This is a genomic window from Saccharibacillus sacchari (genome assembly GCF_037722395.1).
Taxonomy (GTDB): domain Bacteria; phylum Bacillota; class Bacilli; order Paenibacillales; family Paenibacillaceae; genus Saccharibacillus; species Saccharibacillus sacchari_A.
On record NZ_JBBKAR010000061.1, the window covers coordinates 177,242 to 201,723 of the forward strand.

Genomic DNA, 24,482 nt, shown 5'->3' on the forward strand with positions numbered 1-24,482 from the left:
AAACTATTAAAATCAAGCGGCGATCGCTGCCGATAAGTTAAATATTAAGGAGGAATCGAGAGGTTTTCAAAAAAAACCGGGAAAATAGTAATATTTACGAAGAAATTTAAGCGTTTTTTAATTTGTTTTTAAGGAAGCAAGTTTATAATACAAATAAGGATAAAGAACATGATGAGGTGATTGTAGTGAAAACGACGACGATTACAGTTCAAGAAAAACTGGTTCCCGTTTACATTGACGCCGAGAATACCCAACCCGCTCAGAAAATGCTTAGACTGCTGACCAGCGCATTAGATAATAAGTTAAGCAACGGTAAACGTGCCCTGAAAAATTGTATCGGTTCCCTGATTAGTATTGAAATTGTCGGCTCTGAAGCCATTCTGCACTCGTACCGCGAAAGCGACACGCTCGCTCTGTCCCTGTACTAAAGCGAAGGTTGCGTATCGACGGTACATAAAAAAGACATTCCGCATTCAGGAATGTCTTTTTTCATGCTTGTATCCATGTCTGCCGCAGCATTGTCGCGCGGAGCAAGGTTTGCAGCGTATTAGTTCATTCTTCCGCGTTCATCGAGCAACTTGCGCGTAAAGTCGGAAAATTCGGCGTTGAGCGCTTGAAGCTGGTCGGTCAACCCGCTGAATTCGCCGAGCAGATGCGCTTGTTCGTTCGAAGCGTCGGAGATCGAAGTGATCTCTTGCTGCATACGCACGATGCTGCTCTGCACGTTGTTCAGCGCCTGTTCGATGCTTTGCGTGGCTTGCTTCGTATCGACGGACAATTTGCGCACTTCGCTGGCGACCACCTGGAATCCGGCTCCCAGCTCGCCGACGCGAGCGGCTTCGATCGCAGCGTTCAGCCCCAGCATATTCGTCTGCTCGGAAATCTCGCGTATGAACGACGTCACTTTGTTGACTTCGCGCGCGTCGCTCACGGCTCGCCCGGAGTTTTCGCGGATTTCGGTCGTCGCGGCGGCAAGCTGCTGCGATTGGGCCGCGATCGAAGCGACGAAATCGGTCAGTGAGCGGCTCACCGTTTCCATCCGATCACCGAAGCCGTGCAAAAATTGTTCGGTTTTCAGCGTATACGCCACAGCGAGCGCGCCTATCACTTTTCCGTGTTCGTCAAATACCGGAATGCCTTTGGCTTCGAGTTCGGCTCCGTACGCCGCCGCCGGAATACGAGCGCTCGAAAGTTGCCCGCTCAGCGCTTTTTTCAAATTCGGATCTTCGGGCGGGATCGGCGAACCGACGGTCAATCCGAAATCCAGATCCGAAGACGGCGCGTAGTATAAAAACTTTTGCATATCCGTGATCCCGATCATAAAGTCTTCGTTCGTGATTTTTTTCAAATAAGGGATACTGAGGACAAGAGCTTCCAGGATGTTCATATCATGCCCTTCTTTCTTCGAATGGGCTTACCGCCCGAAATGATAACTTTCTTATCTATTTTCGTCAGATTCGCTTTTTTTCTAAAGAGTTACTGCGCAAAAAAAGAAAGGTTCTTCCTTAATTTCACGATCCGACGGAAAATAATGACGGAAATCCGCATTCCATCTGCAATTCGTGATATAATCAAGGCGATCAAGGAAACTTACAGGCAGTGACTTTCCTTTGGAAAGTTTGGAGGTGAACTCATGAAGAACTCAACGCTTTGCCCCCGCTTTGAACGGGGCATGCAGATTCTGTCGCAACGCTGGAACGGTCTGATCATCTACCGTTTGCTGTCGGGACCGCAGCGTTTTTGTAACATTCAATCGGCTTTCCCGGTTAGCGGACGTCTTTTGTCGGAACGCTTGAAAGACCTGGAGAAAGAAGGCATCGTCGTACGCCATGTGTATGCCGAGACGCCAGTCCGGATCGAATACGAATTGACTGAAAAAGGACATGCTCTCCAATCGACAATCGCCTGCATTCAAGGCTGGTCGGATGAGTGGATCAATGAACCGCAACACGTGGAATCCGAAGAAGACGTCTTGCATCTCCCGGACGAAGATTGCGAAAAAGCCGTGGCTGGCCCAAAAGCCGAATAGGAGGTTCCAAGAGGAACCTCCTTTGTACGTCTTCTGACCGTTACGCTCTGGTCACGATGTCAATCGCTCGGCCTTTTCCGCTTTGCGAATCCGAATCGCTAGCAACTTGGCCAGGTTTTTTTTCGTCTTTTCATCATCGACACGATTCAGCTTGGTCCAGATAAAACGATCGATCGACATACGCTTCAGCTCCTTCAATAGAAAGAATAAAAGTCTCCTGCACGAAGATAAGCAATAGGTCCACATGCCGTAAATAAACACATTTTTTTCATTCTAAACCGTATCATGGAGCAAAATATCAGGAGTGAAACCCATTGGTTTCCAACCTTTTTTAAAGAGCGTATGCACGTTCTGCTTCGACTTCTTCCGCGTAAATTTCAAGAATCGGACGCATCGTCCATGCACCCATAAAAGCATAACGCGTCACGCCTTCCGCTCGTCCTTCCGGCCGTTCTTCCAGCAACTCGACCACAAATGGATCAGCCGGAACACGGCGGATAGGCAGCACATCCTCCGTTTCTACCGACTCGATCTCTTGCCCTGCCGCATTGCGATCCCGGACGCCGATTACGCCTTTGAAACGAAAAATCGCTTTACCGCCATCCCACATCCGAAATTCGATTCTCGCAGCCGCTTCAAGCAGCAGTACCGACTCGATCGTTCCGTCGCTAAGCGAAATATCTCCAATGAATAATTGTTGCATATATCGTTCTTCCCTTCCGGTTGACTTCTCCATATATCCCGTAAGGGTAGCATAAATCTTGTACTTTGCCTATGTCTTCTCGCCGCAAAAAAACCTTTACCCAAGCCCTTTCGGCCTTCTCGGTAAAGGTTTCTTCACACAGTCCCGCTGATCCGTTGAGCGCATTGACTCTATTGTTTCGTGCAGTCAACCGTTCCTTAGCCGATTTGCAGTGTTATGTCCTCAACGTCTTCAAGCTCCGCGGATTTTTCCGTCTTTGCTTGCTGCGCTACAGGAAGTTCGCCAAACACTTCATTGAAAATCGTATGGCTCTGAATCTCCGCCGTCACGGCTTTGATTTTAATCGACTCTTCTTCGCGGCGAGCGATCATCCGATCAATCTTGCGCTCAACCTCTCTCTCCACATGCGCAAGGTCGCGAACATCGAACATATACTCTTTTTGCCCGAACCGTCCCAGCAGTTCCTGATATTTGGTTGCCCAGCCGAGCGCCAACACCGGAATGCCGTCCTTATACGCATGAATGATAGAGTGATAACGTGAAGCGATAATGAATTCGAACTGCTCAAGGATATGATGAATCTCTATGCAGTCGTACTCGTCTTCCAACAGCACCACTCGCTCATCATTGGGATAATGCTGCTTGATGCCTTTGCAAATTTCCAAATCTTCCGTCGAGTGTCGCAACAGCACTACGTTCTTGCCGGACTTCAGCAGATGATCGGTCATTTTACGGTAAGCTTGAAGCAGGTCTTCACGTGAACCGTACTTCATCGTCTTGACGTTAGGTACGATCCCTACCGAATTCGGCTTGATATCCACACGATCATTCGGCCGATAAGCACCCGGTTTGAACAGCACATTCAGATCATATGCACCGCTTCCTTGAAGCACCAGATCCATCGAGCGTTTCAGATTGCGGGTCGTGAAGCGGCTTAAAAACTGCATCCCTTCATCCTCGCGCGCATATATGTAAGTCGGATAAGTGATGTACTTTTTAATCAGCGCCATAATAACCGACTTGTACTTGCTTTCATACTCGAAAGGTCCAAACGATTGCGGCATAAGCACCATAGGTACTTTGTATCGCTTGGCGAGCATAATATTGACCAGATAGTTCACGGAGTGACGAATCGTAAATTGCGAGGATAAAGCAAAACCGCTAATATCAATCATCATGTCCGTATCTTTCATGATTCGTTCCATATCGGCGCGAGTCACGTTGACATGTTCCGCATTCGGAATCAGCTTGCCCAGTGTACCGAATACCCCACCCAGCATTTCGATCTTGAGCTTTTTGCCGATTTTGATAATGTCAAACGCGTATCCCCGGTCGGGATCGATACAATTCACCAAAATTTCCTTATCGGGATAACGTTTCTTGATCTCGTTGATCACCGTAAAAGTCATCGCCTGTGCGCCTTTATTCTCCATCTGTCCGCCTACAATCAAAATTTTGCTCATCCAGTCGCAGCTCCTTTATCCGATTTTTGTCCAACGGGCCAAGCATCAGTAAGGCTTATGATAATAAGATACCGGATTGGCGATCGCCGCATCGATTTCTTTTCGAACGGAATGATAACCGATCGCAAACTGCTCAAGTGCCGGATTCCATTTTTTATACTCGATCAAGGAAGCGACGACGAATTCACGATGGGTTTTTGGCTTTTCCTTCAAAACCTGGACAGTCCGATTCGCTTTTTTGGCTTGACGCAAATTATAAGGTTCCACATAAAGCCGCAGATCCGCGATTTTTTCCTGTCGATACAAGTTCCGTGCCGCCGCGCCCATATTGGCATGATCCCGATGATTGCCGCCCAAATCCGTGAATGTTTTCACCCGGGCTCCATGATAACGGTCCGTGAATTCACGAATCAGCTCTTCGCAATCTTCGATTGTCGTTGTACCATCCTGCAAATCCTGCACGAAATGCACATGTTCTACAGGCAAACCCAAAGCCAGGCAAGAACGCAAAAATTCATCGTTGCGATAACGGACCAGATCGGTGCGATCCAGCGGCGCGTATCCTTCCTGCTGAGGGTTCAGCAGTTTGCGATGCATATTGCTTTTGGTCTCGCCGTTCAACTGTCGCACCACATTGGACGACGAGCCATCCGTGTACAGAATCACATGACACTCGTCGCCGGCGTTCAGATGATTGCGAATACCGGCTCCGAACGTCAGCGCTTCGTCGTCTTGATGAGGAATGAAAAAAAGATTAACCGCCATTGCTCCCTGCTCCTCCTTTTCGTTAAGAGTCACCGTTTTGAAGCTGATTTGTCAGTTCGGTGCGAATACGCGTCTTCTCTGCTTCGTCCACGATATAATAGTAGATTCCGTTGATCTTTTTGCCGCTGCCTTGGACTTCGTCTTTATCGACCGAATCGATTTCCGTCCGATATTTGCTCACAATATCCATCATATCGTCCTTGGTCAGATTGGTTTTGACATTGTCCTTGACCGCTTCAAGCAATGAGTTAACTTTAGTCAAATTCGAGATATTTTTTCCTTTTTCGATCAAAGCGGATAGCACTAACTGCTGGCGATCGTTGCGGCCGATATCGCCTTTGGGATCGTCATAGCGCATCCGGGAGTACATTAACGCTTCGTGCCCGTTCATATCGATCGGACCTTTTTTGTAATCGGTCCCTTCGAAATCGAACTCAAACGGATTATCCACGGTTACGCCGCCCAAAATGTCGATGATTCGCTCCAGGCCTTCCATATTGACTTTCACGTAATAGTCCACCGGAACGTCAAGAAATTGCTCTACGGTATTGACTGACATATTCACGCCGCCAAAAGCGTAGGCATGATTGATCTTATCTACCGTACCTCGGCCTACGATCTCTGTACGCGTATCGCGCGGGATATTGAACATGAGAACCGAGCGTTTCTGCGGATTGACAGCCAGCATCATAATCGCATCGGAACGACCGACGTCATTCTCCCGTTCATCGACGCCCAGCACCAGCAGATTGAAAGGCTTGGTCTGGCTTAGATCGGCAGGAAGTTCTTGCGCGGCACGTTGCGCGCCCGCATTGCCAACCGAAGCGGTTACACTTCCACCTTGAGCCGCCGGATCGGTGACCCCTACGGCCACATCCGATTCCAGCGGTTCATAGATGGATTCCATCGTATCCACAACCGGGCGATAGATTGAATACGCGTAACCTCCAATGCCGATAGCCAGAACGGCAACACCGGAGATTACGATCTTCGCCCAGCGCTTCATAATGCGTGTCGGCCGGATTTGGCCGCCTTCGCGCCGCTAACGACGCAGTGGCGTTCAATATCGTTCCAACTGCTGAACAATTCCTCGAAGTCTTCTTCTTGCACGACTTCGCCTTTTTGCACCTCGATGTACTCCATGTCATGGAACGCCTTGAGGCAGTGATAGGTTCCCGGCTCGATCGTGACCACATCGCCTGCGGCAACCGGCGTAATCGTTCCTTCTTTGACCAAAATGCCTTTTCCGCTAATGATCGTCCACGTATCTGCGCGATAGAGATGCTTGCGGTATCCCAGATTGTTGCCGGCTCTAAGCCCGATCCGTTTGGTCAGCACTTCGGTGCCGTCTCCGAACTTGGAATAGTCAAGCACCCGATACCAGCCCCAGCGACGCTCTTCGTACATCGGACGCTGTCCGGGATCGACCATGTCTTTAACCCGAGGACTGGCTTCTTTGTCGGATACCAAAATCCCGTCCGGGCTGACCGCAACGATCGCGTTGGGAACCCCGATAATCGTAACCGGAATATCCAATTCGTTGATCAGATGCGTATTGGGCGAGTCTTCGCTGATTGCGCCTTTGCCGATATGCTGCAAGCCCATGTTCTCGGTGAGCGTATTCCAGGTACCGAGATCCTTCCAGTATCCGTCGTAAGGAATCACTGCGATATGCGACTCTTTTTCGACTACTGCATAATCGAAGCTGATCTTCTCCAGCGTTGCGTAGCGGGCAAGCAGATCTTCATATTGCATCGGCATCCCCGCACGCAGCAGATGATCCATCATATAACTCAGCTTGAAGGCGAATACGCCGCAGTTCCATAAAGCTCCTTGCTCGATCAAGCGCTCGGCCCGATCTTCGCTTGGCTTCTCGGTAAAACGTCCCACCTTTTGGTAGCCGCTGTCGCTTCCGTTCGCTTCCGGTACGATATATCCATATTTCGAAGACGGATATGTAGGGTTGACACCCATCAAAGCCATTTTGGCGCCCGAGTTGTGCAAAGCCCCCTCCAAATCGCGAATCCGGTCAAAAAATTGATCGTCCACGTATGGATCAACGGGCAGGATGCAGACCGTTTCGTCCAGGCCAACCCCTTGCGAATACAGATACGAAGCCGCAAGCGCGATCGCTGGGAACGTGTCCCGGCGCTCCGGCTCCACGATAATCGGCACGCCGCCAAGCTGGTTTTGCAAAATCTCGACCTGAACTTTACTCGTGGCAATAACCGTCGAATCGGCCAGGCCCGCACCTTTGATTTGTCCCCAGACCCGTTGCACCATCGACTCCATCTCGCCCTGTTCGTTCTCCAACACTTTTAAAAACTGCTTCGATCTGGCGTCGTTTGACAGCGGCCATAGCCGCTTGCCCGAGCCTCCGGACAATAATACCAATTTCATGCTTGCCCCTCCATTCTGTCGATTCGAATCGGTGTCTTGTATGCGTTATACGATCTTCAAGTTGTCTTTCTTCTCGGTTGCCGCCGCCGGATCTCCAATCAAACTTTCGACCAGATACTCACGAAGCTCGTCGCCAAGTCCGTTACGTTTCAGCGCAAAATCAACATTGGCTTTCAGATAACCTAGCTTGCTACCCACGTCGTACAACGTTCCGTCATAACGGAAACTGTACATTCTCGATAATTCCGCGAGTTTTTTCAGCGCATCCGTCAATTGAATTTCGCCGCCGACGCCCGCTGTCTGATATTCCAAAATGTCCATGATCTCCGGTTCGAGAATGTAGCGGCCGATCATCGCCAGATTGGACGGCGCGTCTACTTTCGGCTTTTCCACCAAATCCGTAATCAGGTTCAGGTTGTCGGTCAGCTTATCGCCTTTGATCACGCCGTAGCTGCTGACATCTTTCCAAGGCACGGCTTCGACCGCGATCATATTGCCGCCCGTCCGTGCTTGCTCATCCATCATTTGCTTCAGGCAAGGCACTTCGCTGTCGATGATCATGTCGCCCAGCAATACCGCAAACGGCTCGTCGTTGATAAATTTGCGTGCGCACCAGATGGCATGTCCGAGACCGAGCGGTTCTTTTTGCCGTACGCAGTGGATCTCGACCAGATTGGTGACTTCGCGAACAATGTTCAGCAACTCTTCCTTGTTCTTCTCTTCCAGGTCCGCTTCCAGCTCGATATTTTTGTCAAAGTGGTCTTCGATCGCCCGTTTGCTGCGGCCCGTCACGATAATGATATCTTCGATACCGGAGGAAACCGCTTCTTCGACAATGTATTGAATCGTCGGCTTGTCTACGATCGGGAGCATTTCTTTAGGCATTGCTTTCGTTGCGGGCAGGAATCTTGTTCCCAGGCCGGCCGCCGGAATAATTGCTTTTTTAACTCTAGTCATCTTTGATGTCCTCCTCTGAATGTGTGAACTTAGTTAACGCAACCACCGTCATTTAGCTAACTTAGTTTTACTTATAAGCCTATTCTTAACGTTTTGAAACAATTCTTTGTTAAAAAGAAAAATAACGGCAAAGTAGATTAACGCCCCGACAGCAACTTGAATGATAAAGTTTGCTTCTTGGGAGAACACAGCAACAGACAAGATATTAATCAACAGCACGCCTGCCACCATAATCAGTCCGTAAGCGAGTCCGGGTGCCATGCTGCGCAGATATTCGCGCAAGCAAGGCCCGATCATGCGGCGCATCGCGTAATGGTATTGAACGATTATCAGCAAAAATTGGATCACGACGTAAGCGACGCACGTTCCCATAATGCCCCAAAAATACGTGCCGATCGCGAGACCCGGAACCTGAATGCACATGCCGATCAGCGTATAGCGGAAGTACATATCGGTCCGGCCTTTGGCTTGAAGCAGAGGTTGGATCGGGACGATCAAAGAACGCATCAGCATCGCGACCGACAGTACCTGAATCAGGATCACGCTCGGTTCCCACTTGGCTCCGAAAATAAACGGCACAAGCACCGGCGCGGTAACGAGCAGTCCCATATAGATCGGCGCATTGAGATAGCTGACCAAACTGATCGTTTTGATGTAACCGTTACGCAGCCGTTCGAGATTGTCCTGCATTTTGGCATACAGCGGCAGGCTGACGGTATTGATCAGCGGCGTGAGCTTCAGTACCGGCATCGTGCACAGTTGGAATGCGAACGAGTAATAACCGAGAACTTGCGCGCTGTACAGGCGACCGATAATGATGTAGTCGATATTGGACATCAGCGACTGGATCACGTTGGACGACATCTGGTAGACACCGAAGCTGAGATAACCTTTCAAATCCTTTTTGGCAAAATGCAGCGTCGGCGTCCACTTTTTCCAACCCTGGGCCAGCAGCATAAATGATTTAACGAAGGCGTTACCCAGGTTCGACAGCACCAGCGCATACACGCCGAAGCCCGCAATCGCTCCGCCGACCGCCAATACCAGACCGACCGCGTAGGAAACGATCTGAATTTTGGCGATATTATCAAACTTCAGCTCTTTGCGGAACAACACTTCAAATTGCTGACCGAAAGCCGGAAGCAGACACAGCAGCGCCATCCAACGAACCGGATTCAGCAGCTCGGGCTCTTGGTAAAACCAGACCACAAGCGGAGCCGAGAAGAAAATAACGACCCCGATAAACGCTCCCGTGACAAGATTAAGTATGTAGAGACTGGAAAGATGGTTTTTGGTTACGTCCTGGCGGTGAATAATGGCGTTCGAGATCCCTGCGTCAGTCAGATTGACAGCAGCAGCTACGACGACCATCGTCATGCTCATCAGACCGTAGTCGACCGGACTCAAAATCCGGGACAACGCGACCAGTTGCAGCAACTGGATCACAATCGTCACGATGGTGGCTATACTGGACCACTTCGCCGCTTTGATCCCTTTCTTCTTTAATGAAGACATATCGCCACTCCTTAGGTTTGCGTTTCTCTATTTAAGATTTGCTCTATAAATTGTCGATAAAGTCCAACAGCGTGTTCACTTTGGATTCCCAGGCATGGCTTCGGGCCATCTCGCGAATCACCAGTCGATCTTGCTTTGCAGATAATGCCGCTTCAACTTGGCTCGGCAACTCCGCGCTATCCCGGTAAAAATGCAGGAAACGTTCTTGACGTCTCAGTAACTCCGGCGTCTCCGTCACCACGACCGGCAGACCGGCAGCCGCATATTCATACAGCTTCATCGGACTACGCCCCGCATTGGCAGCATGGTTGCTGAGCGGCAGCAGCGCCACATCCGAATGCTGGAGATAAGCCGGTACCGTTGCGTACTTTTTTGCACCCAGAAAATGGACATTGGCGAATTCCGAAAAATCCCGCTTGGTCTCGTCGTTTACGGGACCGATGATAACCAGACTGACATTCGGCTTTTCCTTCGCCAACAACTTAAGTCCCTTCAGGTCAAGCCGCTCGTCTAACGCTCCCACATAAACGGCACGCGGGGACGGAATAGGCTTGAGATCGTCAGGCTCTTCGGCCGGAGCGGAAAAGTGTTCGTATTCGACGCCGTTTTCCAGCAGCAAGGTCGGCACGGCCGGGTTATATTCCTGAAGTTCCGACAGTACGGGTCCTGAAGTCGATACCAGTCCGTCGACCACTGACATCAACGTCCGTTCCGCCGTAGCGATCGAAGCGTCTCCGGTCATTTTGCTGTAAATATCGGTCGGCCGGTAAATGGTTACTTTCGGCGATACCAGCTTTTCCAATCCGACAAAACGCGGTTGGTCGATCAGCAGCAAATCAACCGAAGCCATCTCATGCTCGCGCATCACTTTTTTGATCGCGGGCAGCATCCAGTTTTTCTGCGTCCGCTTAAAGATCGGTCCGGCGATTTCCCACGGCAACAGCGACATGGGAACCGAGTTGACCACTGCCGAAGTGTCGACTTTCTTTCCTTGCAAAATGCGGAAGCGAGCCTGAATATCCCGGTCTTTCCACTTCAGCAGGTGAAACAAACTCAGCGGGGTACTGACATGGATGACCGAGTGCCCCAGCTTCTCCATTTCCCTGGACAAGTGATGGGAGCCGACGACAAACGGGCTTCCCATATACGTATGGCTCGCAAACATGATATTCATACCGGCTCTCCTCCTTATTGTCTAATTAGGCTTGCGCCTTGCGGTTCTCGCTGCGGGCAACCTTCTCCGCATAACGTCCGATCGCATGCCGCTTCACTTCGCCCAATGTCTCGTACGCGCATTTTTCCCAAGAGAACTGGGCGGCTTGCGCAAGACCTTTTTGTGTCATATCCTGTTGCAGTTCCGGATCTTGCATTACCTTGGCAATCTTGCTAGCGATATCTTCGGGGCTGTTCGGATCGCAGTATAAAACGGCATCTCCGCATACTTCCGGCAACGACGCGGTGTCCGACACGACGACCGGGCAGCCGCAGGCCATCGCTTCAAGCGGGGGAAACCCGAATCCTTCGTAGAAGGAAGGGAATACGAAGCAAGATGCCCGGTCGTACAACGTCCGCAACTCTTCGTCTTCGACGTACCCGACGTGCCGAACGTTATTGCCCAGCTCCGCGTCTTCGGATTTGAAGATCTTCGGGTTTGTCCCTCCAGCGATCACGAAGTCGAACCCTTGATCTCCGATCAGTTCGGCTGCACGAACAATGGAACGAAAGTTTTTGTTGGGACTGCGACTGCTTACCGCGAGCACGAAAGGCCGATCCAATCCCTGCTGCGCCGGATAATCCGGAGCGCTTCCGCTTTGCAGCACATGTTCTTTTCCGTGGTAGATGACTACAATCTTGTCTTCGCGAATTCCGCAGTGGCGGATTAACTCGTCTTTCGAATTTTCCGAACAAGTCAGGATCAGCGGCGAAGTTCGGCCCAGCGTTCGAAACATCAACTTGTACCACATCTTGAATGCGGACGAATACGTATCCGGTACCGAGTAGACGGCAGCGTCGTGCAACGTAACCGCCTGCCTGCGTTTGAAAAGGGGAGCCGCATTGCATAAGTTCAGCAGGAACCCGTTCTTCGCCAAAAGCGGCAGTGAGATTTGCTCCCACAATTGTCCGTTGAAACGACCGGCTTGACGAACTTCGATATGCCTTGTACCCAATTCATGAATCTCCCCTGTCGGGGCCAGTACGATAAATTCATAACCGCGAACGGCCGGGTCATCCCGACCGATCAATTGGTCGATGGTGCGCAGCAGCTCATAAGCATAACGCTGTACACCGGTGACGGAAGCTTTGAGAAATCGTCCGTTGATGTAGATACGTGTCTTAGTCACCTGCCCCCACTCCTTTCAGACGCCAGCTTGTCAGTTTCTTTCGGTTGTAATGCAGAATAAAGGTGAAAGCAACAATGACGATCCAGCACGGGAAGAAGCGTCCGCTGCCGAAGTAGAAGTAGCGGGGAATCTCCAATACGCCCACCAGCCAGATCGGGTAGATCATCATGCCAAAGGTATGGCCTTTTTTGAAATGGTTGTACAGAACTCCGGTGAAAAAGCCAACGATGACCCAGAATATCAGTGCGCCACTAAATCCGTAGTCGCTGTAGGGTTGCAGCAGTCCCGACGGGTTGTTGAATTCCGGGTTGCCCATCGTCGCCAGCGTGTTATTGATAACGGACTGCGGTTCAAAGCCGTAAATCGCCTCGTAAGCATTATCCGGCACACCGGGGAACTTCCAAATGAACTCTGCCGTGGAACTTGGAAAAGGTAGCCAGTGGAATCCGAGATGCTGGAAGTACAAGGTGCCGGTATTGATCGCTGTCACGTAGTAACCGAAGAATCGGGTCACGATAAACTCCCAGAACGATGGATAGTAATTGACGTAGTAGCTCAACCAGGACCGGAAGTATTCGCTGACTCCGAAAAATCCGATCAGTGCGACCAAACCGATAAAGGGATACAAACCAACCAGCGGTGTTCGTTTGCCCATTTTAGCCCGCATAGAGAAGTACACAACCGCAGCAGGTACGACAAACTCCATAATAGCCAATCGTTCCAAGAAGAACACAGCTCTCATCATGGTCAACAGGAACACGGCCGCCAACATCCATATGTAGATCTTTTTCTTGTTATAAAAAAGATAATAGCTGGTCAGGATAACGAACGGGATTCCGAAGTTGGTAAAAGACGTGATGCCCGCTACATTGTCGAAGCTTTCTTTGATCCCATAGATGGCTCCGGGTTCTCCGCTCAGCACGCTTATGAACAGGCCGATACTGAAGCCTCCGCGCAGCATGATCAGGAACCACATTGCGTAACCGAACATGGTAAAACCGAACAGCAAACCAATCCACATTTTAATGAAGGAATCTTTTTTTTCCATTACTTCACTGAATGCTTGCGAAGGCTTGGTTCCTCTTCCAGCCAGAAAGGCAAGCATGCCTCCGATCACAAAGCAGCAGACCGGAAGAATGGAGTAGATAATATTCGACGGGTCGATAAACTTGTTAACCCGGTAGAAGGAAACGTAACTGTCTGCCGGTATGTAATAAGCGCCGATCAAAATGACGGTCATCAGAATCGCGAAAATGATAGTCGGATTCAGCCACCAGATCCGCTGTACCTGTTCAATCGTCGTGACTTCCGTAGGTTTTGCTTGATTTTTATTTGCCATCGTCCGATCCTCCTTTCTGCCGACAAGTCGCTACGCTCAGTGATAACGATTTTCTCTACCCTCGTTTTCCTGACGGAAAGCCGAAAGTCGCTCAAATCGTTATCACTTCGCTGTTGGTTTTAATAAATCAGGGTAACCTCGGATTAGTCCGAAGCTACCGAATTACGGAACGGTGACAGGCTTTCCAGCTCAGGCCGCCCGATCGAGTAGTATTGGAACGTAGTGTCTGCCAATTGCTTTCTGGAGTACACGTTGCGGCCATCTATCAAGACCGGCTGCTTCATTGCACCGTTCAGCTGTTGTAGATTGATGTCTTTGAACTCGGCCCAATCCGTTAACAAGCAAAGCGCATCGCTGCTCGCCGCGGCATCCATCGCAGAATCGCACCATTCGACGTCGGCTTCATTCCGGAAAAAGCGACGGAAGTTGTCTGTTGCAATCGGATCATAAGCTTTGACGATTGCACCTTCTTGCAGCAGCGTCTTGATAATATCCAGTGCCGGAGCCTCACGCACGTCATCTGTATTCGGCTTGAATGCCAATCCCCAGATTCCGATTGTTTTGCCTTGAAGATCGCCGAGCGAATGGTTCAGCTTGGCAATGATGTTGAAGCGCTGATCGTTGTTCACTTCGACCACGGATTTCAGAAGTTTGAATTCGTAGTCTACGTTACCTGCGATCTGGATCAGGGCATGCGTGTCTTTCGGGAAGCATGAACCGCCGTATCCGATCCCCGCTTGCAGGAACGACGAGCCGATCCGTTTGTCATAGCCCATGCCTTGTGCGACATGCGTCACGTCGGCTCCGACTTTTTCGCAAATGTTCGCGATTTCGTTAATAAACGAAATTTTGGTGGCGAGGAAAGCATTCGATGCGTATTTGATCATTTCCGCACTGCGTACTTCCGTAACCATGATTTCGTTTGTTAGCGGTCGGTGCAGCTCGGTCAGCGTAGCCGCCGCGCGCTCGCTGCTCGTTCCGATGATGATACGGTCTGGGTTCAGCGTATCTTTTACCGCCGAACCTTCGCGCAAGAATTCCGGAATAGATACGACGTCAAAAGCGTGCGGGCTGAGTTGGCTGATGATTTTTTTGATCTTATCGTTCGTTCCTACAGGTACGGTACTTTTGGTCACGATGATCTTGTAGCCGTTCATTGCGAGTGCGATATCTTGCGCGACTTGTTCCACGTATTCGAGATTCGCTTCGCCGCTCGGCAAGGAAGGCGTTCCGACGCAGATAAACACTACGTCCGCTTCGTTTACGGAATTTGTCAGATCGGCAGTAAACTTCAAGTTGCCGATCGCGCTGTTTTTTTCCATTAACTCTTGCAAACCGGGTTCGTAGATCGGAACCTCGCCTTTTTTGAGCCGTTCCACTTTGTCCAAATCTTTATCTACGCAGGTGACTTGGTTGCCGATCTCCGAAAAGCAAACGCCCGATACCAGACCGACATAGCCGGTTCCGATGAATGTCAATTTCATAATTAGGTCTCCTTTGAGTTAAGAATCGGCTTACAGCACCCGTGAAATCATCCGTTCTGCGCCGAATCGGCGTCCTTCTTCGCTTTGCTTGTTATGGATATGCGTCTGCAAATTTTGCCGGAAGACTTCCGGCGAAAAGCGCATCGCGTTTTTACGACAATTCGTCGGCAAAATTTTGGCTTTTTCCGCTTCGAAACGCTGCACGGCTTCAATGATCGCGGCCGGATTCTGCTCATCGTAGAACACTCCGGTCGGAGCCAGCTCATCCAGACCTTTTACCGTTTCTAATGCTCCGCCTTTTCCGTAAGCGATAACCGGAGTTCCGCAAGCCTGTGCTTCAACCGGCGTGATTCCGAAATCCTCTTCGGCGGCAAAAACGAACGCTTTGGCGCGCTGCATATGGTCAACAAGAACATGGTCCGGTTGATAGCCGAGGATATGAATATTAGCCGATTCATGCTTGCGAACCTTTTCCATATCCGGCCCGTCTCCGATAATGACCAACTTTTTGTCAGGCATTTGCGCGAAAGCTGCGGCAATCATGTCCATTTTTTTGTAAGGAACCATACGCGAAGCCGTCAGATAAAAGTCTTCTTTATCTTCACGCGCCGTGAATGCCGATACATTGACCGGAGGATAGATTACAGAAGCCTCGCGGCGATAGACTTTCCAGATCCGGTTAGCGATGAACTGCGAGTTGGCGACAAAGTGGTCGACGCCGTTCGAAGTCCGGTAATCCCACAAACGGATACGGCTGAGAATGATCTTGGCCATCGCTCCTTTGAGTCCTTTTTGCAATCCGGATTCTTTCAAATATTGCGGCTGCATGTCCCAGGCATATCGAATCGGGGAATGCACATAAGAGATATGCAGCTGATCCGGTCCGGTAATAACGCCTTTGGCTACCGCATGCGAACTCGACAGGATCAGATCGTAGGACGAAAGATCGAACTGCTCGATAGCCAGCGGCATGAACGGCAGATACTGACGATATTGCTTTTTCGCCAGCGGAAGTTTCTGAATAAAGGAGGTATGTACTTCTTTCCCTTGCAGAAACCCCCGGTCCTTTTCCGGCATAAAGTCTACAAGGCTATAAATCTCGGCCTCTGGGAAGATCTGAATCATTTGTTCAAGAACCTTCTCCGATCCGGCATAGCTGGTCAACCAATCATGAATGATTGCGACTTTCATTCGGATTCATCCTTTCTCTTCTGATGTTGGAGTCCATCCGATCTCAATAAGCGCCTTTTTTGAGCAATACACTGACGACAGTCGCAAATAAAATTCGAATATCCAACCAGATCGTCCGGTGGTACACATAATGGAGTTCAAGGTCTACACGCTCGGGATAACCGACGTCACTGCGCCCACTCACCTGCCAATATCCGGTTACACCCGGTTTTACGGAGAGCAGATCGTCTTTACGGTCTTTGTATTCTTTCAACTCCTGCGCTACGATTGGCCTCGGACCAACCAGGCTCATTTCGCCTTTGAGTACATTGAGCAGTTGTGGCAGTTCGTCGAGGCTTGTCTTGCGCAGGAAACGACCGATAGACGTGATACGCGGATCTTCGTCTTGCTCAAGCTTGTAGTTGTTGGCGACATATTTTTCATAGAGCGCCGGATCTTCTTTTAACCGCTGCTCCGCATTGGTCGCCATCGAACGGAACTTGTAAATGCTGAACATGTTCGAGTTTCTACCGAATCTTTTTTGTTTGAAAAATACAGGGCCTTTCGGATCTTCGATCTTGATCAGAATGGCTAATACCAGGAATACGGGCGAAAGTAGGATCAGACCAATCAGAGAAGCCACCAGGTCCATACTCCGCTTGGTCGTATTGAACACGATTCCCCGATTCCAGGTTAGGTCCCTGAACGTCGCTTCATTGTACTCTGCCGCTTCGGCTTCATTTCTGACTACACTCATGGTTTCCCCTCCATTTGTTTTGTCTTGGGTGTCTGTAGGTGTCGAGCTTGCAGTCTTTACGCTTTGTTCAATACAACGCCTAGAATATGAGCATTCACATGGTCCATACCACGCTTCACTCGCTTCAGTTCTTCCTTCGTTACTTTACCTTGATGCGCCACCAGTACGACGCCGTCCGACATCGTGCCAAGAATTTGCGCATCCGACACATCCAGCGCTGCCGGAGAGTCTATCAATACAACGTCGTAGTACGCGGAAACTTCGTTCAGCAACTCCTGCATCCGTTCTGAACCGAGAATTTCGGATGGATTCGGCGGTATCGTTCCAGCCGTGAGCACGGATAGATTGGCGATTACCGTTGTGGATACTGCGGCTTCCAATCCGCATTGTCCGCTCAATACATCTGTCAATCCTCGTTTGTTCGAACGCGGAAAGACGTTATGGAGGGATGGATTTCGCAAATTCCCATCGATCAACAACACTTTCTTGTTTTCTTGCGAATAAGAGACAGCGAGATTGGTTGCCGTTGTCGTCTTGCCTTCATTACTGCCTGCCGAAGTGACCAGTAAAATTTTGGAGGAACGCCCCATCGCCGAAAAGCGGATGTTGGTGCGCAACGTGCGATAAGATTCGGAAGCGTCCGCCGTTGAGTTTTTATTGGCCACCAGGTAAGTTCCACTGCTCATGGCTCTAGTCATCGATTACATCGCCTGCCTTTAATGGGATTATAAAATATGTTGGGCTTCGCCGACCGAAGGTACGATCGAATCTGATCGCAACCGATCTTCGGTCCATTGCTTGGAGATGACCATCTTGTAGAGGTCTTCCATTTTTCGAGTCTGTTCGTACAAATCAAATTGGCGGCTGACTCGGGCTTGACCATACTCGCTGAACGACTTCCACAGATCACGTTCCGTCAAAAGGCGTTCGATATACGCTCCCAGTCTATGCGAATCTCGCTCAGGAGCGAGATAACCGCTTTTGCCGTGTTCGACCGCTTCCGGAATGCCACCTGTAGCAAAACTTGCCACCGGTACTCCCATCGCCGCAGCTTCCAAAAATACCATGCCCAATCCTTCTTCGGCGCCATTCTCGGCTCTGACACTTGGAACGCTGAACACTCTGGCTTTATTCATCCACTCGCGTACGATATGGTGTGGCTGCGTCCCAAGAAACCGATAACGTTTCAGGCGGCTTGCTGCCATACGTTCCAACTCTTCTCGAAGCGGTCCGTCACCGATCACGACAAGCTCGGCTTCCGGATTTTTGCGTTGGACTTCAGCCATAGCCTCAATCAGATAAGCGCAGCCTTTGACTTCAACCAGCCTTCCAACAAACAAAACGGTCTCCTGACGCTGAATTGCAGGGTCGGGCGTAAAAGACTCTACGTTAATTCCGATATAGTGACGAACCACCTTTTCCGGCGGATAACCCTGACTGATCAATTTGCTACGGATGAAATCTGACACGGCTATGAATAGATCGCCTTTTTTCTGAAGCTTCGAGCGCTGTTTCAAATAATTTCGATGGGTATAATAAGATTTTCTGGCATACTCGTCTTTGGTTGTTGCGTCATATCCGTGGAAAGTTACAATCAACGGAATTTTCAATTTCTCCGCGATTGGCATAGCCAGACAACCTTCAGGACCGAAATGCGCATGAATGAGCTTGGGCTGAATGTTTTTGAGTCTGCGAGTCAATCCACGGCCAGGCCCCATCAGCTTGAATTCCAGCTCTTTTCTTCGCCCCGATACTCCCCCGGTGTTGATAATAATCTGCTTATCGGCTTCGATCTGCAGTCCAGGTACGAGACGGGAACCCATAAAGTACGAATGGAAAGATTCAAAACGCTCTGCTTGACTCTTGATGAAAGTCTCGGACGGAGGCAAGATTTGATCCCGATAGATGAGTACGGGAAGTTCGGGTTGAATAAGTTTCATGGTTGACCTCGCTTATCGCTGCTCGTTGGCAGTACGAAGTACGGCTGACTCTTCTTGTTGCTCGGAGTAATTCGTTTGCTGGTTTTTCAGATCGCTTTTGGCAATACGTTCTACCTTCGCCAATACCGGCAATCCGAGCGCATGTTCCACGTCGAACTCCGTTTTAACGGAATCGTCCAAGTATTCGAGTAAGAACAAAATTCCGAAACCGAGCAGCAATCCTACGACCAGACTCAATACGAGAACCATCTGTCTGTGGTCGTTGACCGGGGAAGGCGAAAGATTGGGATCGGCCGCGTTCAACACGCTGACGTTATTGACTTGCATGATTTCCGGGATCTGGCTGATAAATACGTTGCCTGTGGAATTGGCGATCGTTGCGGCTCTTTCGTAAGACGGATCTTGAACGGAAACGTTGATCACTTGCGTATTTTGCGTCGAGTCGATCATCAGTTTTTCACCGATTTGCGCCGATGTCAGATTAAGTTCGGGATGCCGTTCGACGACGAGTTTTGTAATGGAATCTGACGTAATGATTTTTTTGTACGTGTTGATCAGTTTGAGATTCGCTTCGATCGAGTTGGAATCGACTTGCGCTTGACCTGTGCTGCTAACCGAAGGTTCGTTCACGATCAGATCAACGGAAGCTTTATACAAAGGCTGATATCTCGTGTTGAACGCGATGGCGGCAACGATGCACACCAACACGGTAAGGCCCAGTACCCACCATCTTTTTTTGATGACACTCAAGTATTCTTTTAACTCCATACTTCATCCCTCCGGGTTCGGTAAAATGTTTAGTGTTTAACGAAAACCTTTTACGTAAGCAGAATAGCGTTTATGATCATAATCTTTACATGTTGAAAACAAAATTCATGAGTTTCGAAAATGATATGGAAACACCTTACATTTTCAAAATTAAAAATAGAAAATTCGAACCGTTGCCGTTGATCCGGCCACTTCCGGGTTCGCTACAAAAGACTGACCTATTCCGAAATTGGTTGTTCATACTCCGATTATGTAGTCCGCTCAACTGTGGCGATCAACTCCCTTCCGTGTATGAAGCACCGACGTATCGACTTGATCGACGTATCGAAAAGAAGTTGTCTATTCTTTGGATGTCAAAAGTCCCTATGCGGATTTTTTGCTATCACCTTTCTTCTTTTCACCTCCTGTTTGATTAGTCCCGGTTTCGTGATTTTTTGCCCGGTCGGTAAATCAACAGCTTGGTCGGCTTCGCTTTTTGATAAATAGTTACAAAGCCTTCACCAAACATTTGCAAAATCTTAACTTTTTTATTGCACGTTTTGACTTGCGTTTGCGATGTCTAGTTTATAAACCCCCTCTTTTCCCTTGAATCAAATTCAATTTTTTTGAAGTGTTTTTGGTTCTAAATGCCCACACACCTCTCCTTATTATGGGTACCATTTTTCCTATTTTAAGCGATATAGCAACCTAAAGAAGCAAAAAGGAGCCAGATATAAATATCTGACTCCTTTTTGAAGATTCAAAACCCTATGTTACCTTCGGAATGAATCGTCCCGCTTTTAAAATTCGTCGCTAACCCTTTCGTATTTTCGAGCTTATTTGCATCAAAATAGATGTTTCCGATATCCCCGTCCCCCCATACGCCGATTCCTCCGTGCACGGCATCGGTAATGGTATTGTTATTGAATTTGATTTCATCAATGTTACCTTGTGAGGCATAAACCAGGATGTTGGGATGTTCGCTGCCCATGCGTGTACCCGTATGATCAATCGTATTTTCGTTGATGACGACGTTTTTCACGTTGCGCGTATCCCATTCTTTTTCGACCGAAATATAAATGCCGGCCATTTCTGTGTCCTGGATCTTATTGTTTTCGATCGTGACGTTTTCCCCGCCGACTACAGAGATGCCCCGCGCTTTTGAGCCGTAACCCACATCGTTGCCTCGAATCGTAATGTCCTGCGTCGTTTTGGAGTTCTCTTCGTAGCTGACTACAGCGATCGTGTCGTCGCCCGCTTCGCGTACACTGTTGTTTTCGACCATCACGTTACGGCTTCCGTTCGTGATATGTATGCCGTCCGCACCGGTATTTTGCAGCGAATTTCCTTGAATCGTTCCGTCGGAAGATTCATCGCCCACGAAAATGCCGGCCGTGCTCGATTTGTCGATACGCAGTCCCTGAATAGTAAAATTAGTAGCACCTCGCAACGTAATACTGTTTTTGTCGTTCGCGCCGTTGCCACGTTCCACGGTTGTTTCGTAAACGTGAGCGAATCCGCTGAGTACGGCTCCGTCTCCTTCCACGTCAATCGAACCGTTTTCGGGATCGATCGACGTCAAAATCGCTTGATCGGCCCCGTCTCCAAGCAGCTCCACGCCGTTCACGACCAAAATGCCGCCAAGCCGGTAATTGCCCGGAGGGATGTACACCGCAACCTGTTCTTTCGCTGCCCGATCAAGCGTGCTTTGAATAGCAGCCAAATCGTCGGTGTCGTCATCCGGGGTAGCTCCTTCGTCGACGATGGATAATGCTCCTTCCGGTATGTCCGCGATCGGTCCGTTTTCGGCGACGTCCGGCGTTTGATCTTCTTGTTGCATCAACAGCGCCCCTCTCCATATCGCAAAAGCAGCTGCAATCACGACTATGGCCGAAATCGCCCACCAGATTTTTTTGTTCTTTTTTTGCTTCATAGTCTCCTCCTTTACACTTCTCATTGTTTGCTCTCCAAAGCCAGCACTTGTTCGAACCCGTTCGACAAAGTTTTATTCCGGAAAAGGTTCCCTTTTATGTTTCAGAACGGTGAAAAGCGGTTAAGCAGGATTAGTGTTATTTAAACCGCATCGTTCGTTTTTAAGCACACACCCCAACAAATCAGCAAAAAAGCGGATGCCGGCGCTCGCCGATATCCGCTTCTCTCATGTTACAATCCTCCTACTTGCTGCAACCAGCCCGCTTTTTCAAAATCCTACGTTTTGACTCAATTTGATATTCCCATTCGTAAATGTCGTCGCTTTGCCGATCTGATTGATCAATGTGTTTTTATTGAAAGTGATTGTTTTGATCTGTCCTTCGCCCCATACGCCGATTCCGCGATGTGCGCCGTTTTTGATCATATTTCCGGTAAATACCACGTTATCGATCGTACCTTGCGACGCATATACCAGCACATTCGGATGGTTTTGCGGCTTGGCGATGCCTGTATGGTTAATCACGTTGTTGGATACCGTAACCCGGTCCACGTTTCGCGTGTTGTAAGAAGCTTCAACCGCTACATAAACGCCGGCCATATTCGTATCTTGAACCGAATTGTTCGAAATCGTAACGTCCGTTCCTCCGACGACCGCGATTCCGCGCGCTTTCGAGCCGTAACCGACATTGTTTTTGCGGATCGTGATATGGTTCACCGGATCGGCGTCGCTGTCGATATAGCTGACCACGGCAATCGTATCGTCACCGGCTTTACGCACAATATTGTTCTCCACCGTGATATAACTGCTGCCGCCCGTCATATGAATGCCGTCGGCTCCGGTCGAATCCACCGTATTTCCGCTTACCACGCCGTTGGTCGAACCGTACGTCACCATAATTCCGGCTGTACTGGATTTGCTTACATAAACGTTTTGGATTTTAAAGTTTTTGGCTCCGCGTACCGTGATGCTGTTTTTCTCGTTCGATCCGTCGCCGCGTGCCACCGTCGTTTGATATACATGCTTAAGATTGCTTAATTCGACGCCGTTGCCTTTCAGATCGATCGAGCCGCGTTTCGGATTGGTCGAAGTCAGTGTCGTTAAAAACTTGCCGGCTCCCTGAACTTTTACGCCATCGATCGTTAAAATATCGCTTAAAACATAATTGCCTGCAGGTACGTATACCGGTTTGCCCAGCGTTTTGGCAGCATCAATCGCGGCTACGAAAGCCGCGTAATCGTCGAGTTTGTCATTGGGTTTGGCGCCGTAATCGAGAACCGAGACGACCGAAGACGTTTTGTTTTGCGCAGACGCTGTCGATTTGGCCGCTTTTCCGATAGTGGAAGCAGTCGGAGCGGAACCGGTATACGTGATATCGGGTTCCCACATCGTATGGTCGTGATTCGAGTTGCCGAGTTTATTGACGACAAACGAAATTTCGGTGCCGGCTTCTACCGGAATCGAGGAGACTCCCGTAGGCGTAACGGCCGTCGTCTTCGTGATACTGGAACTCCATAGCTTGACGTTGTCTTTTTTAATGCTGGCGACGATGCCGTCTCCTTCGCTGCTGCCTTTTTTTACGCTACCAGAGATCGAGATCGTTCCTTTTCCGGGCGAAACCCATTTGCGCACCGCATCGAAATTTTGATCGGGATGAAGTGCCGTGGCCGATACCCAAGGATAACCGCCGGGTGCCGCCCAACGATTATTGTTTTTGTCGTAAACCAAGTCCAGGTAGGCAGTTCCGGACAGCTTTTCGTAATACCATTGATCGGCTCCCTGCTGCGACATACCAAATGCCGCTGAAGACGAATACGTTTTGGTGACTTCGGCCGCTTGAGCGGAATTTCCGTTAAACGCGAAGCTTCCGATTCCCAAAGCCAAAACCATCAGGCCGGATAAAAATTTGCGTTTATTCAAGATGTACCTCCCAAAAGGTTGATTTGACGTGCTATCTTTTTCATCACAACAAAATTCAGATCCAATTCGTGCCGTTCTTGCTATATGTGTATGTTGCTTTTCATGCGAAGAAATAAGCGGAGTGTGATTAAAATGCTGCATTCATAGCGTTTTCTGAAAAAGCCCTACTTTATGTATTATCGGCCGCTTGCAGGGTAATGATTAGATCTAAACCTTATTCTACTATAAAACCGTTCTAAAAGTTACGAATTTGACATAATTGTTGGGGATGGCGTGAAACTTTTTCAACCTATGCTTCGTTGTCTTTTCCCCTTTCATTCGATAACAGATATAGAGGTAAGGGGAAAAGACAAAGGCGCTACGGTTTGAAAAAGTTTCACGCCGGGCGGGGAAGCGGGGAGCCGCTCAAGCTTTTCGAAGCTTGAGCGAGTGCGAGCCTAAGCTGGATAAAGCAAATGCGGCTCCAGATCAGCCGCAGGAAAGAGGTAGCGGCTTTGCCGGCTACAAACAAGAGAACAGAGAAGAGAATAAAATTAGAGCAAGAAATATAGAGTAAAGTGACAAATGAAATAAAACAAAGCACTTAAAAAGCAGTGAGTATGATATATGTTTCTTAACATCACTAAGAAACAGCACTTCCAACTTAATCCCTAAAAGATGGGCACTCACGCCGAGCGTAGGGAGAAGCCTTGGCGCGACTTTGGGCTTGCCGCGAGGCAAACCAGGGAAGCAACAAGGCTTCTCCCGAAGCGACCTCCCCGTGCATCCCTATCTTTCTCCTAAAACAAAAAAAGCCTTCTCCGTTAAGAGAAGACTTCTTGATCGGCTTGGCAGCTTCCTACTCTCCCGGGACCCTGCGGTCCAAGTACCATCGGCGTTAGAGGGCTTAACGGTCGTGTTCGAGATGGGAACGTGTGGAACCCCTCTGCCATCACCACCAAACCATTTGTAGTTAAAAGACTTAACTACGAAACAAGGTTTGCACCTTGAAAACCGGATCCGAAACGATTCCTTCGCGTCT

Annotated in this window: 22 protein-coding genes and 1 rRNA gene; 2 read left to right on the forward strand and 21 right to left on the reverse strand. The window is 49.3% G+C overall.

All coding sequences use genetic code 11. The features are described 5' to 3' along the window. Nucleotides 1-185: 185 nt before the first annotated feature. Complete coding sequence (locus WKI47_RS25235) at nucleotides 186-428, forward strand: hypothetical protein (RefSeq protein ID WP_037287411.1); 243 nt, start codon at nucleotides 186-188, stop codon at nucleotides 426-428. A 119-nt stretch (nucleotides 429-547) separates the two neighbouring features. On the opposite strand, the gene WKI47_RS25240 is transcribed toward WKI47_RS25235, so the two are convergent. Next, the gene (locus WKI47_RS25240) at nucleotides 548-1,387 is read right to left on the reverse strand and encodes a methyl-accepting chemotaxis protein (RefSeq protein WP_340229972.1); all 840 of its coding nucleotides are present in this window, start codon (nucleotides 1,385-1,387) and stop codon (nucleotides 548-550) included. A gap of 246 nt (nucleotides 1,388-1,633) precedes the next feature. Between WKI47_RS25240 and WKI47_RS25245 the strand changes: the two genes are divergently transcribed. Beyond that, nucleotides 1,634-2,029, forward strand: a complete 396-nt coding sequence (locus WKI47_RS25245) for a helix-turn-helix domain-containing protein (protein ID WP_340229973.1) — start codon at nucleotides 1,634-1,636, stop codon at nucleotides 2,027-2,029. A 51-nt stretch (nucleotides 2,030-2,080) separates the two neighbouring features. Here the strand turns inward: WKI47_RS25245 and WKI47_RS25250 are convergent, their stop codons facing one another. From WKI47_RS25250 to rrf, 20 genes are all read right to left on the reverse strand, one after another. Beyond that, nucleotides 2,081-2,209 carry a hypothetical protein gene (locus WKI47_RS25250; RefSeq protein ID WP_340229974.1) on the reverse strand — a complete coding sequence of 43 codons (129 nt, stop codon included), beginning with the start codon at nucleotides 2,207-2,209 and terminating at the stop codon, nucleotides 2,081-2,083. A gap of 151 nt (nucleotides 2,210-2,360) precedes the next feature. Beyond that, nucleotides 2,361-2,732, reverse strand: a complete 372-nt coding sequence (locus WKI47_RS25255; RefSeq protein WP_340229975.1) for a hypothetical protein — start codon at nucleotides 2,730-2,732, stop codon at nucleotides 2,361-2,363. A 197-nt stretch (nucleotides 2,733-2,929) separates the two neighbouring features. Further along, nucleotides 2,930-4,195 (reverse strand): polysaccharide pyruvyl transferase family protein, encoded by a 1,266-nt coding sequence (locus WKI47_RS25260; protein WP_340229976.1) that lies wholly within the window; start codon nucleotides 4,193-4,195, stop codon nucleotides 2,930-2,932. Between the two features lie 45 nt (nucleotides 4,196-4,240). Beyond that, on the reverse strand, nucleotides 4,241-4,960 hold the full coding sequence (locus WKI47_RS25265) for a PIG-L family deacetylase (RefSeq protein WP_340229977.1): 720 nt from the start codon (nucleotides 4,958-4,960) through the stop codon (nucleotides 4,241-4,243). A 22-nt stretch (nucleotides 4,961-4,982) separates the two neighbouring features. Continuing rightward, nucleotides 4,983-5,966, reverse strand: a complete 984-nt coding sequence (locus WKI47_RS25270; protein WP_340229978.1) for an LCP family protein — start codon at nucleotides 5,964-5,966, stop codon at nucleotides 4,983-4,985. Next, complete coding sequence (locus tag WKI47_RS25275) at nucleotides 5,963-7,360, reverse strand: sugar phosphate nucleotidyltransferase (RefSeq protein ID WP_340229979.1); 1,398 nt, start codon at nucleotides 7,358-7,360, stop codon at nucleotides 5,963-5,965. Before WKI47_RS25275 ends, WKI47_RS25270 begins: the two co-directional genes overlap by 4 nt. A 45-nt stretch (nucleotides 7,361-7,405) precedes the next feature. Then, on the reverse strand, nucleotides 7,406-8,317 hold the full coding sequence (gene galU / locus WKI47_RS25280; RefSeq protein ID WP_340229980.1) for a UTP--glucose-1-phosphate uridylyltransferase GalU: 912 nt from the start codon (nucleotides 8,315-8,317) through the stop codon (nucleotides 7,406-7,408). Between the two features lie 48 nt (nucleotides 8,318-8,365). Next, nucleotides 8,366-9,832, reverse strand: coding sequence for an MOP flippase family protein (locus WKI47_RS25285; RefSeq protein WP_340229981.1), 1,467 nt, complete (start codon nucleotides 9,830-9,832; stop codon nucleotides 8,366-8,368). A 43-nt stretch (nucleotides 9,833-9,875) separates the two neighbouring features. Further along, nucleotides 9,876-11,006 (reverse strand): glycosyltransferase, encoded by a 1,131-nt coding sequence (locus tag WKI47_RS25290; protein ID WP_340229982.1) that lies wholly within the window; start codon nucleotides 11,004-11,006, stop codon nucleotides 9,876-9,878. A gap of 25 nt (nucleotides 11,007-11,031) precedes the next feature. Continuing rightward, nucleotides 11,032-12,174, reverse strand: coding sequence for a glycosyltransferase family 1 protein (locus tag WKI47_RS25295; protein WP_340229983.1), 1,143 nt, complete (start codon nucleotides 12,172-12,174; stop codon nucleotides 11,032-11,034). Beyond that, a complete protein-coding gene (locus WKI47_RS25300) occupies nucleotides 12,167-13,513 on the reverse strand; it encodes an O-antigen polymerase (protein WP_340229984.1) in 1,347 nt (448 codons plus the stop codon). Before WKI47_RS25300 ends, WKI47_RS25295 begins: the two co-directional genes overlap by 8 nt. 143 nt (nucleotides 13,514-13,656) lie before the next feature. Then, nucleotides 13,657-14,997, reverse strand: coding sequence for a UDP-glucose/GDP-mannose dehydrogenase family protein (locus tag WKI47_RS25305; protein WP_340229985.1), 1,341 nt, complete (start codon nucleotides 14,995-14,997; stop codon nucleotides 13,657-13,659). Between the two features lie 30 nt (nucleotides 14,998-15,027). Beyond that, nucleotides 15,028-16,188: a glycosyltransferase family 4 protein gene (locus tag WKI47_RS25310; protein WP_340229986.1), complete on the reverse strand. Its 1,161-nt coding sequence runs from the start codon at nucleotides 16,186-16,188 to the stop codon at nucleotides 15,028-15,030. 43 nt (nucleotides 16,189-16,231) lie between these two features. Next, on the reverse strand, nucleotides 16,232-16,924 hold the full coding sequence (locus tag WKI47_RS25315; RefSeq protein ID WP_340229987.1) for a sugar transferase: 693 nt from the start codon (nucleotides 16,922-16,924) through the stop codon (nucleotides 16,232-16,234). A gap of 56 nt (nucleotides 16,925-16,980) precedes the next feature. Beyond that, nucleotides 16,981-17,622 (reverse strand): CpsD/CapB family tyrosine-protein kinase, encoded by a 642-nt coding sequence (locus WKI47_RS25320; RefSeq protein WP_340229988.1) that lies wholly within the window; start codon nucleotides 17,620-17,622, stop codon nucleotides 16,981-16,983. A 27-nt stretch (nucleotides 17,623-17,649) separates the two neighbouring features. Further along, the gene (locus WKI47_RS25325; RefSeq protein WP_340229989.1) at nucleotides 17,650-18,864 is read right to left on the reverse strand and encodes a glycosyltransferase; all 1,215 of its coding nucleotides are present in this window, start codon (nucleotides 18,862-18,864) and stop codon (nucleotides 17,650-17,652) included. Between the two features lie 12 nt (nucleotides 18,865-18,876). Next, complete coding sequence (locus tag WKI47_RS25330; RefSeq protein WP_340229990.1) at nucleotides 18,877-19,632, reverse strand: YveK family protein; 756 nt, start codon at nucleotides 19,630-19,632, stop codon at nucleotides 18,877-18,879. A gap of 739 nt (nucleotides 19,633-20,371) precedes the next feature. Beyond that, nucleotides 20,372-21,544, reverse strand: a complete 1,173-nt coding sequence (locus WKI47_RS25335; RefSeq protein WP_340229991.1) for a right-handed parallel beta-helix repeat-containing protein — start codon at nucleotides 21,542-21,544, stop codon at nucleotides 20,372-20,374. Between the two features lie 267 nt (nucleotides 21,545-21,811). Further along, a complete protein-coding gene (locus tag WKI47_RS25340; protein WP_340229992.1) occupies nucleotides 21,812-23,461 on the reverse strand; it encodes a right-handed parallel beta-helix repeat-containing protein in 1,650 nt (549 codons plus the stop codon). An 825-nt stretch (nucleotides 23,462-24,286) separates the two neighbouring features. After that, a 5S ribosomal RNA gene (gene rrf, locus WKI47_RS25345) occupies nucleotides 24,287-24,403 on the reverse strand. Nucleotides 24,404-24,482: the final 79 nt, after the last annotated feature.

Excerpts from the sequence above, each read along its gene's own strand:
- WKI47_RS25240 (WP_340229972.1), bottom strand. The coding sequence starts at position 1,387 with ATGAACATCCTGGAAGCTCTTGTCCTCAGTATCCCTTATTTGAAAAAA.
- WKI47_RS25245 (WP_340229973.1), top strand. The coding sequence starts at position 1,634 with ATGAAGAACTCAACGCTTTGCCCCCGCTTTGAACGGGGCATGCAGATT.
- WKI47_RS25250 (WP_340229974.1), bottom strand. The coding sequence starts at position 2,209 with ATGTCGATCGATCGTTTTATCTGGACCAAGCTGAATCGTGTCGATGAT.
- WKI47_RS25255 (WP_340229975.1), bottom strand. The coding sequence starts at position 2,732 with ATGCAACAATTATTCATTGGAGATATTTCGCTTAGCGACGGAACGATC.
- WKI47_RS25260 (WP_340229976.1), bottom strand. The coding sequence starts at position 4,195 with ATGAGCAAAATTTTGATTGTAGGCGGACAGATGGAGAATAAAGGCGCA.
- WKI47_RS25265 (WP_340229977.1), bottom strand. The coding sequence starts at position 4,960 with ATGGCGGTTAATCTTTTTTTCATTCCTCATCAAGACGACGAAGCGCTG.
- WKI47_RS25270 (WP_340229978.1), bottom strand. The coding sequence starts at position 5,966 with ATGAAGCGCTGGGCGAAGATCGTAATCTCCGGTGTTGCCGTTCTGGCT.
- WKI47_RS25275 (WP_340229979.1), bottom strand. The coding sequence starts at position 7,360 with ATGAAATTGGTATTATTGTCCGGAGGCTCGGGCAAGCGGCTATGGCCG.
- galU (WP_340229980.1), bottom strand. The coding sequence starts at position 8,317 with ATGACTAGAGTTAAAAAAGCAATTATTCCGGCGGCCGGCCTGGGAACA.
- WKI47_RS25285 (WP_340229981.1), bottom strand. The coding sequence starts at position 9,832 with ATGTCTTCATTAAAGAAGAAAGGGATCAAAGCGGCGAAGTGGTCCAGT.
- WKI47_RS25290 (WP_340229982.1), bottom strand. The coding sequence starts at position 11,006 with ATGAATATCATGTTTGCGAGCCATACGTATATGGGAAGCCCGTTTGTC.
- WKI47_RS25300 (WP_340229984.1), bottom strand. The coding sequence starts at position 13,513 with ATGGCAAATAAAAATCAAGCAAAACCTACGGAAGTCACGACGATTGAA.
- WKI47_RS25305 (WP_340229985.1), bottom strand. The coding sequence starts at position 14,997 with ATGAAATTGACATTCATCGGAACCGGCTATGTCGGTCTGGTATCGGGC.
- WKI47_RS25310 (WP_340229986.1), bottom strand. The coding sequence starts at position 16,188 with ATGAAAGTCGCAATCATTCATGATTGGTTGACCAGCTATGCCGGATCG.
- WKI47_RS25315 (WP_340229987.1), bottom strand. The coding sequence starts at position 16,924 with ATGAGTGTAGTCAGAAATGAAGCCGAAGCGGCAGAGTACAATGAAGCG.
- WKI47_RS25320 (WP_340229988.1), bottom strand. The coding sequence starts at position 17,622 with ATGACTAGAGCCATGAGCAGTGGAACTTACCTGGTGGCCAATAAAAAC.
- WKI47_RS25325 (WP_340229989.1), bottom strand. The coding sequence starts at position 18,864 with ATGAAACTTATTCAACCCGAACTTCCCGTACTCATCTATCGGGATCAA.
- WKI47_RS25330 (WP_340229990.1), bottom strand. The coding sequence starts at position 19,632 with ATGGAGTTAAAAGAATACTTGAGTGTCATCAAAAAAAGATGGTGGGTA.
- WKI47_RS25335 (WP_340229991.1), bottom strand. The coding sequence starts at position 21,544 with ATGAAGCAAAAAAAGAACAAAAAAATCTGGTGGGCGATTTCGGCCATA.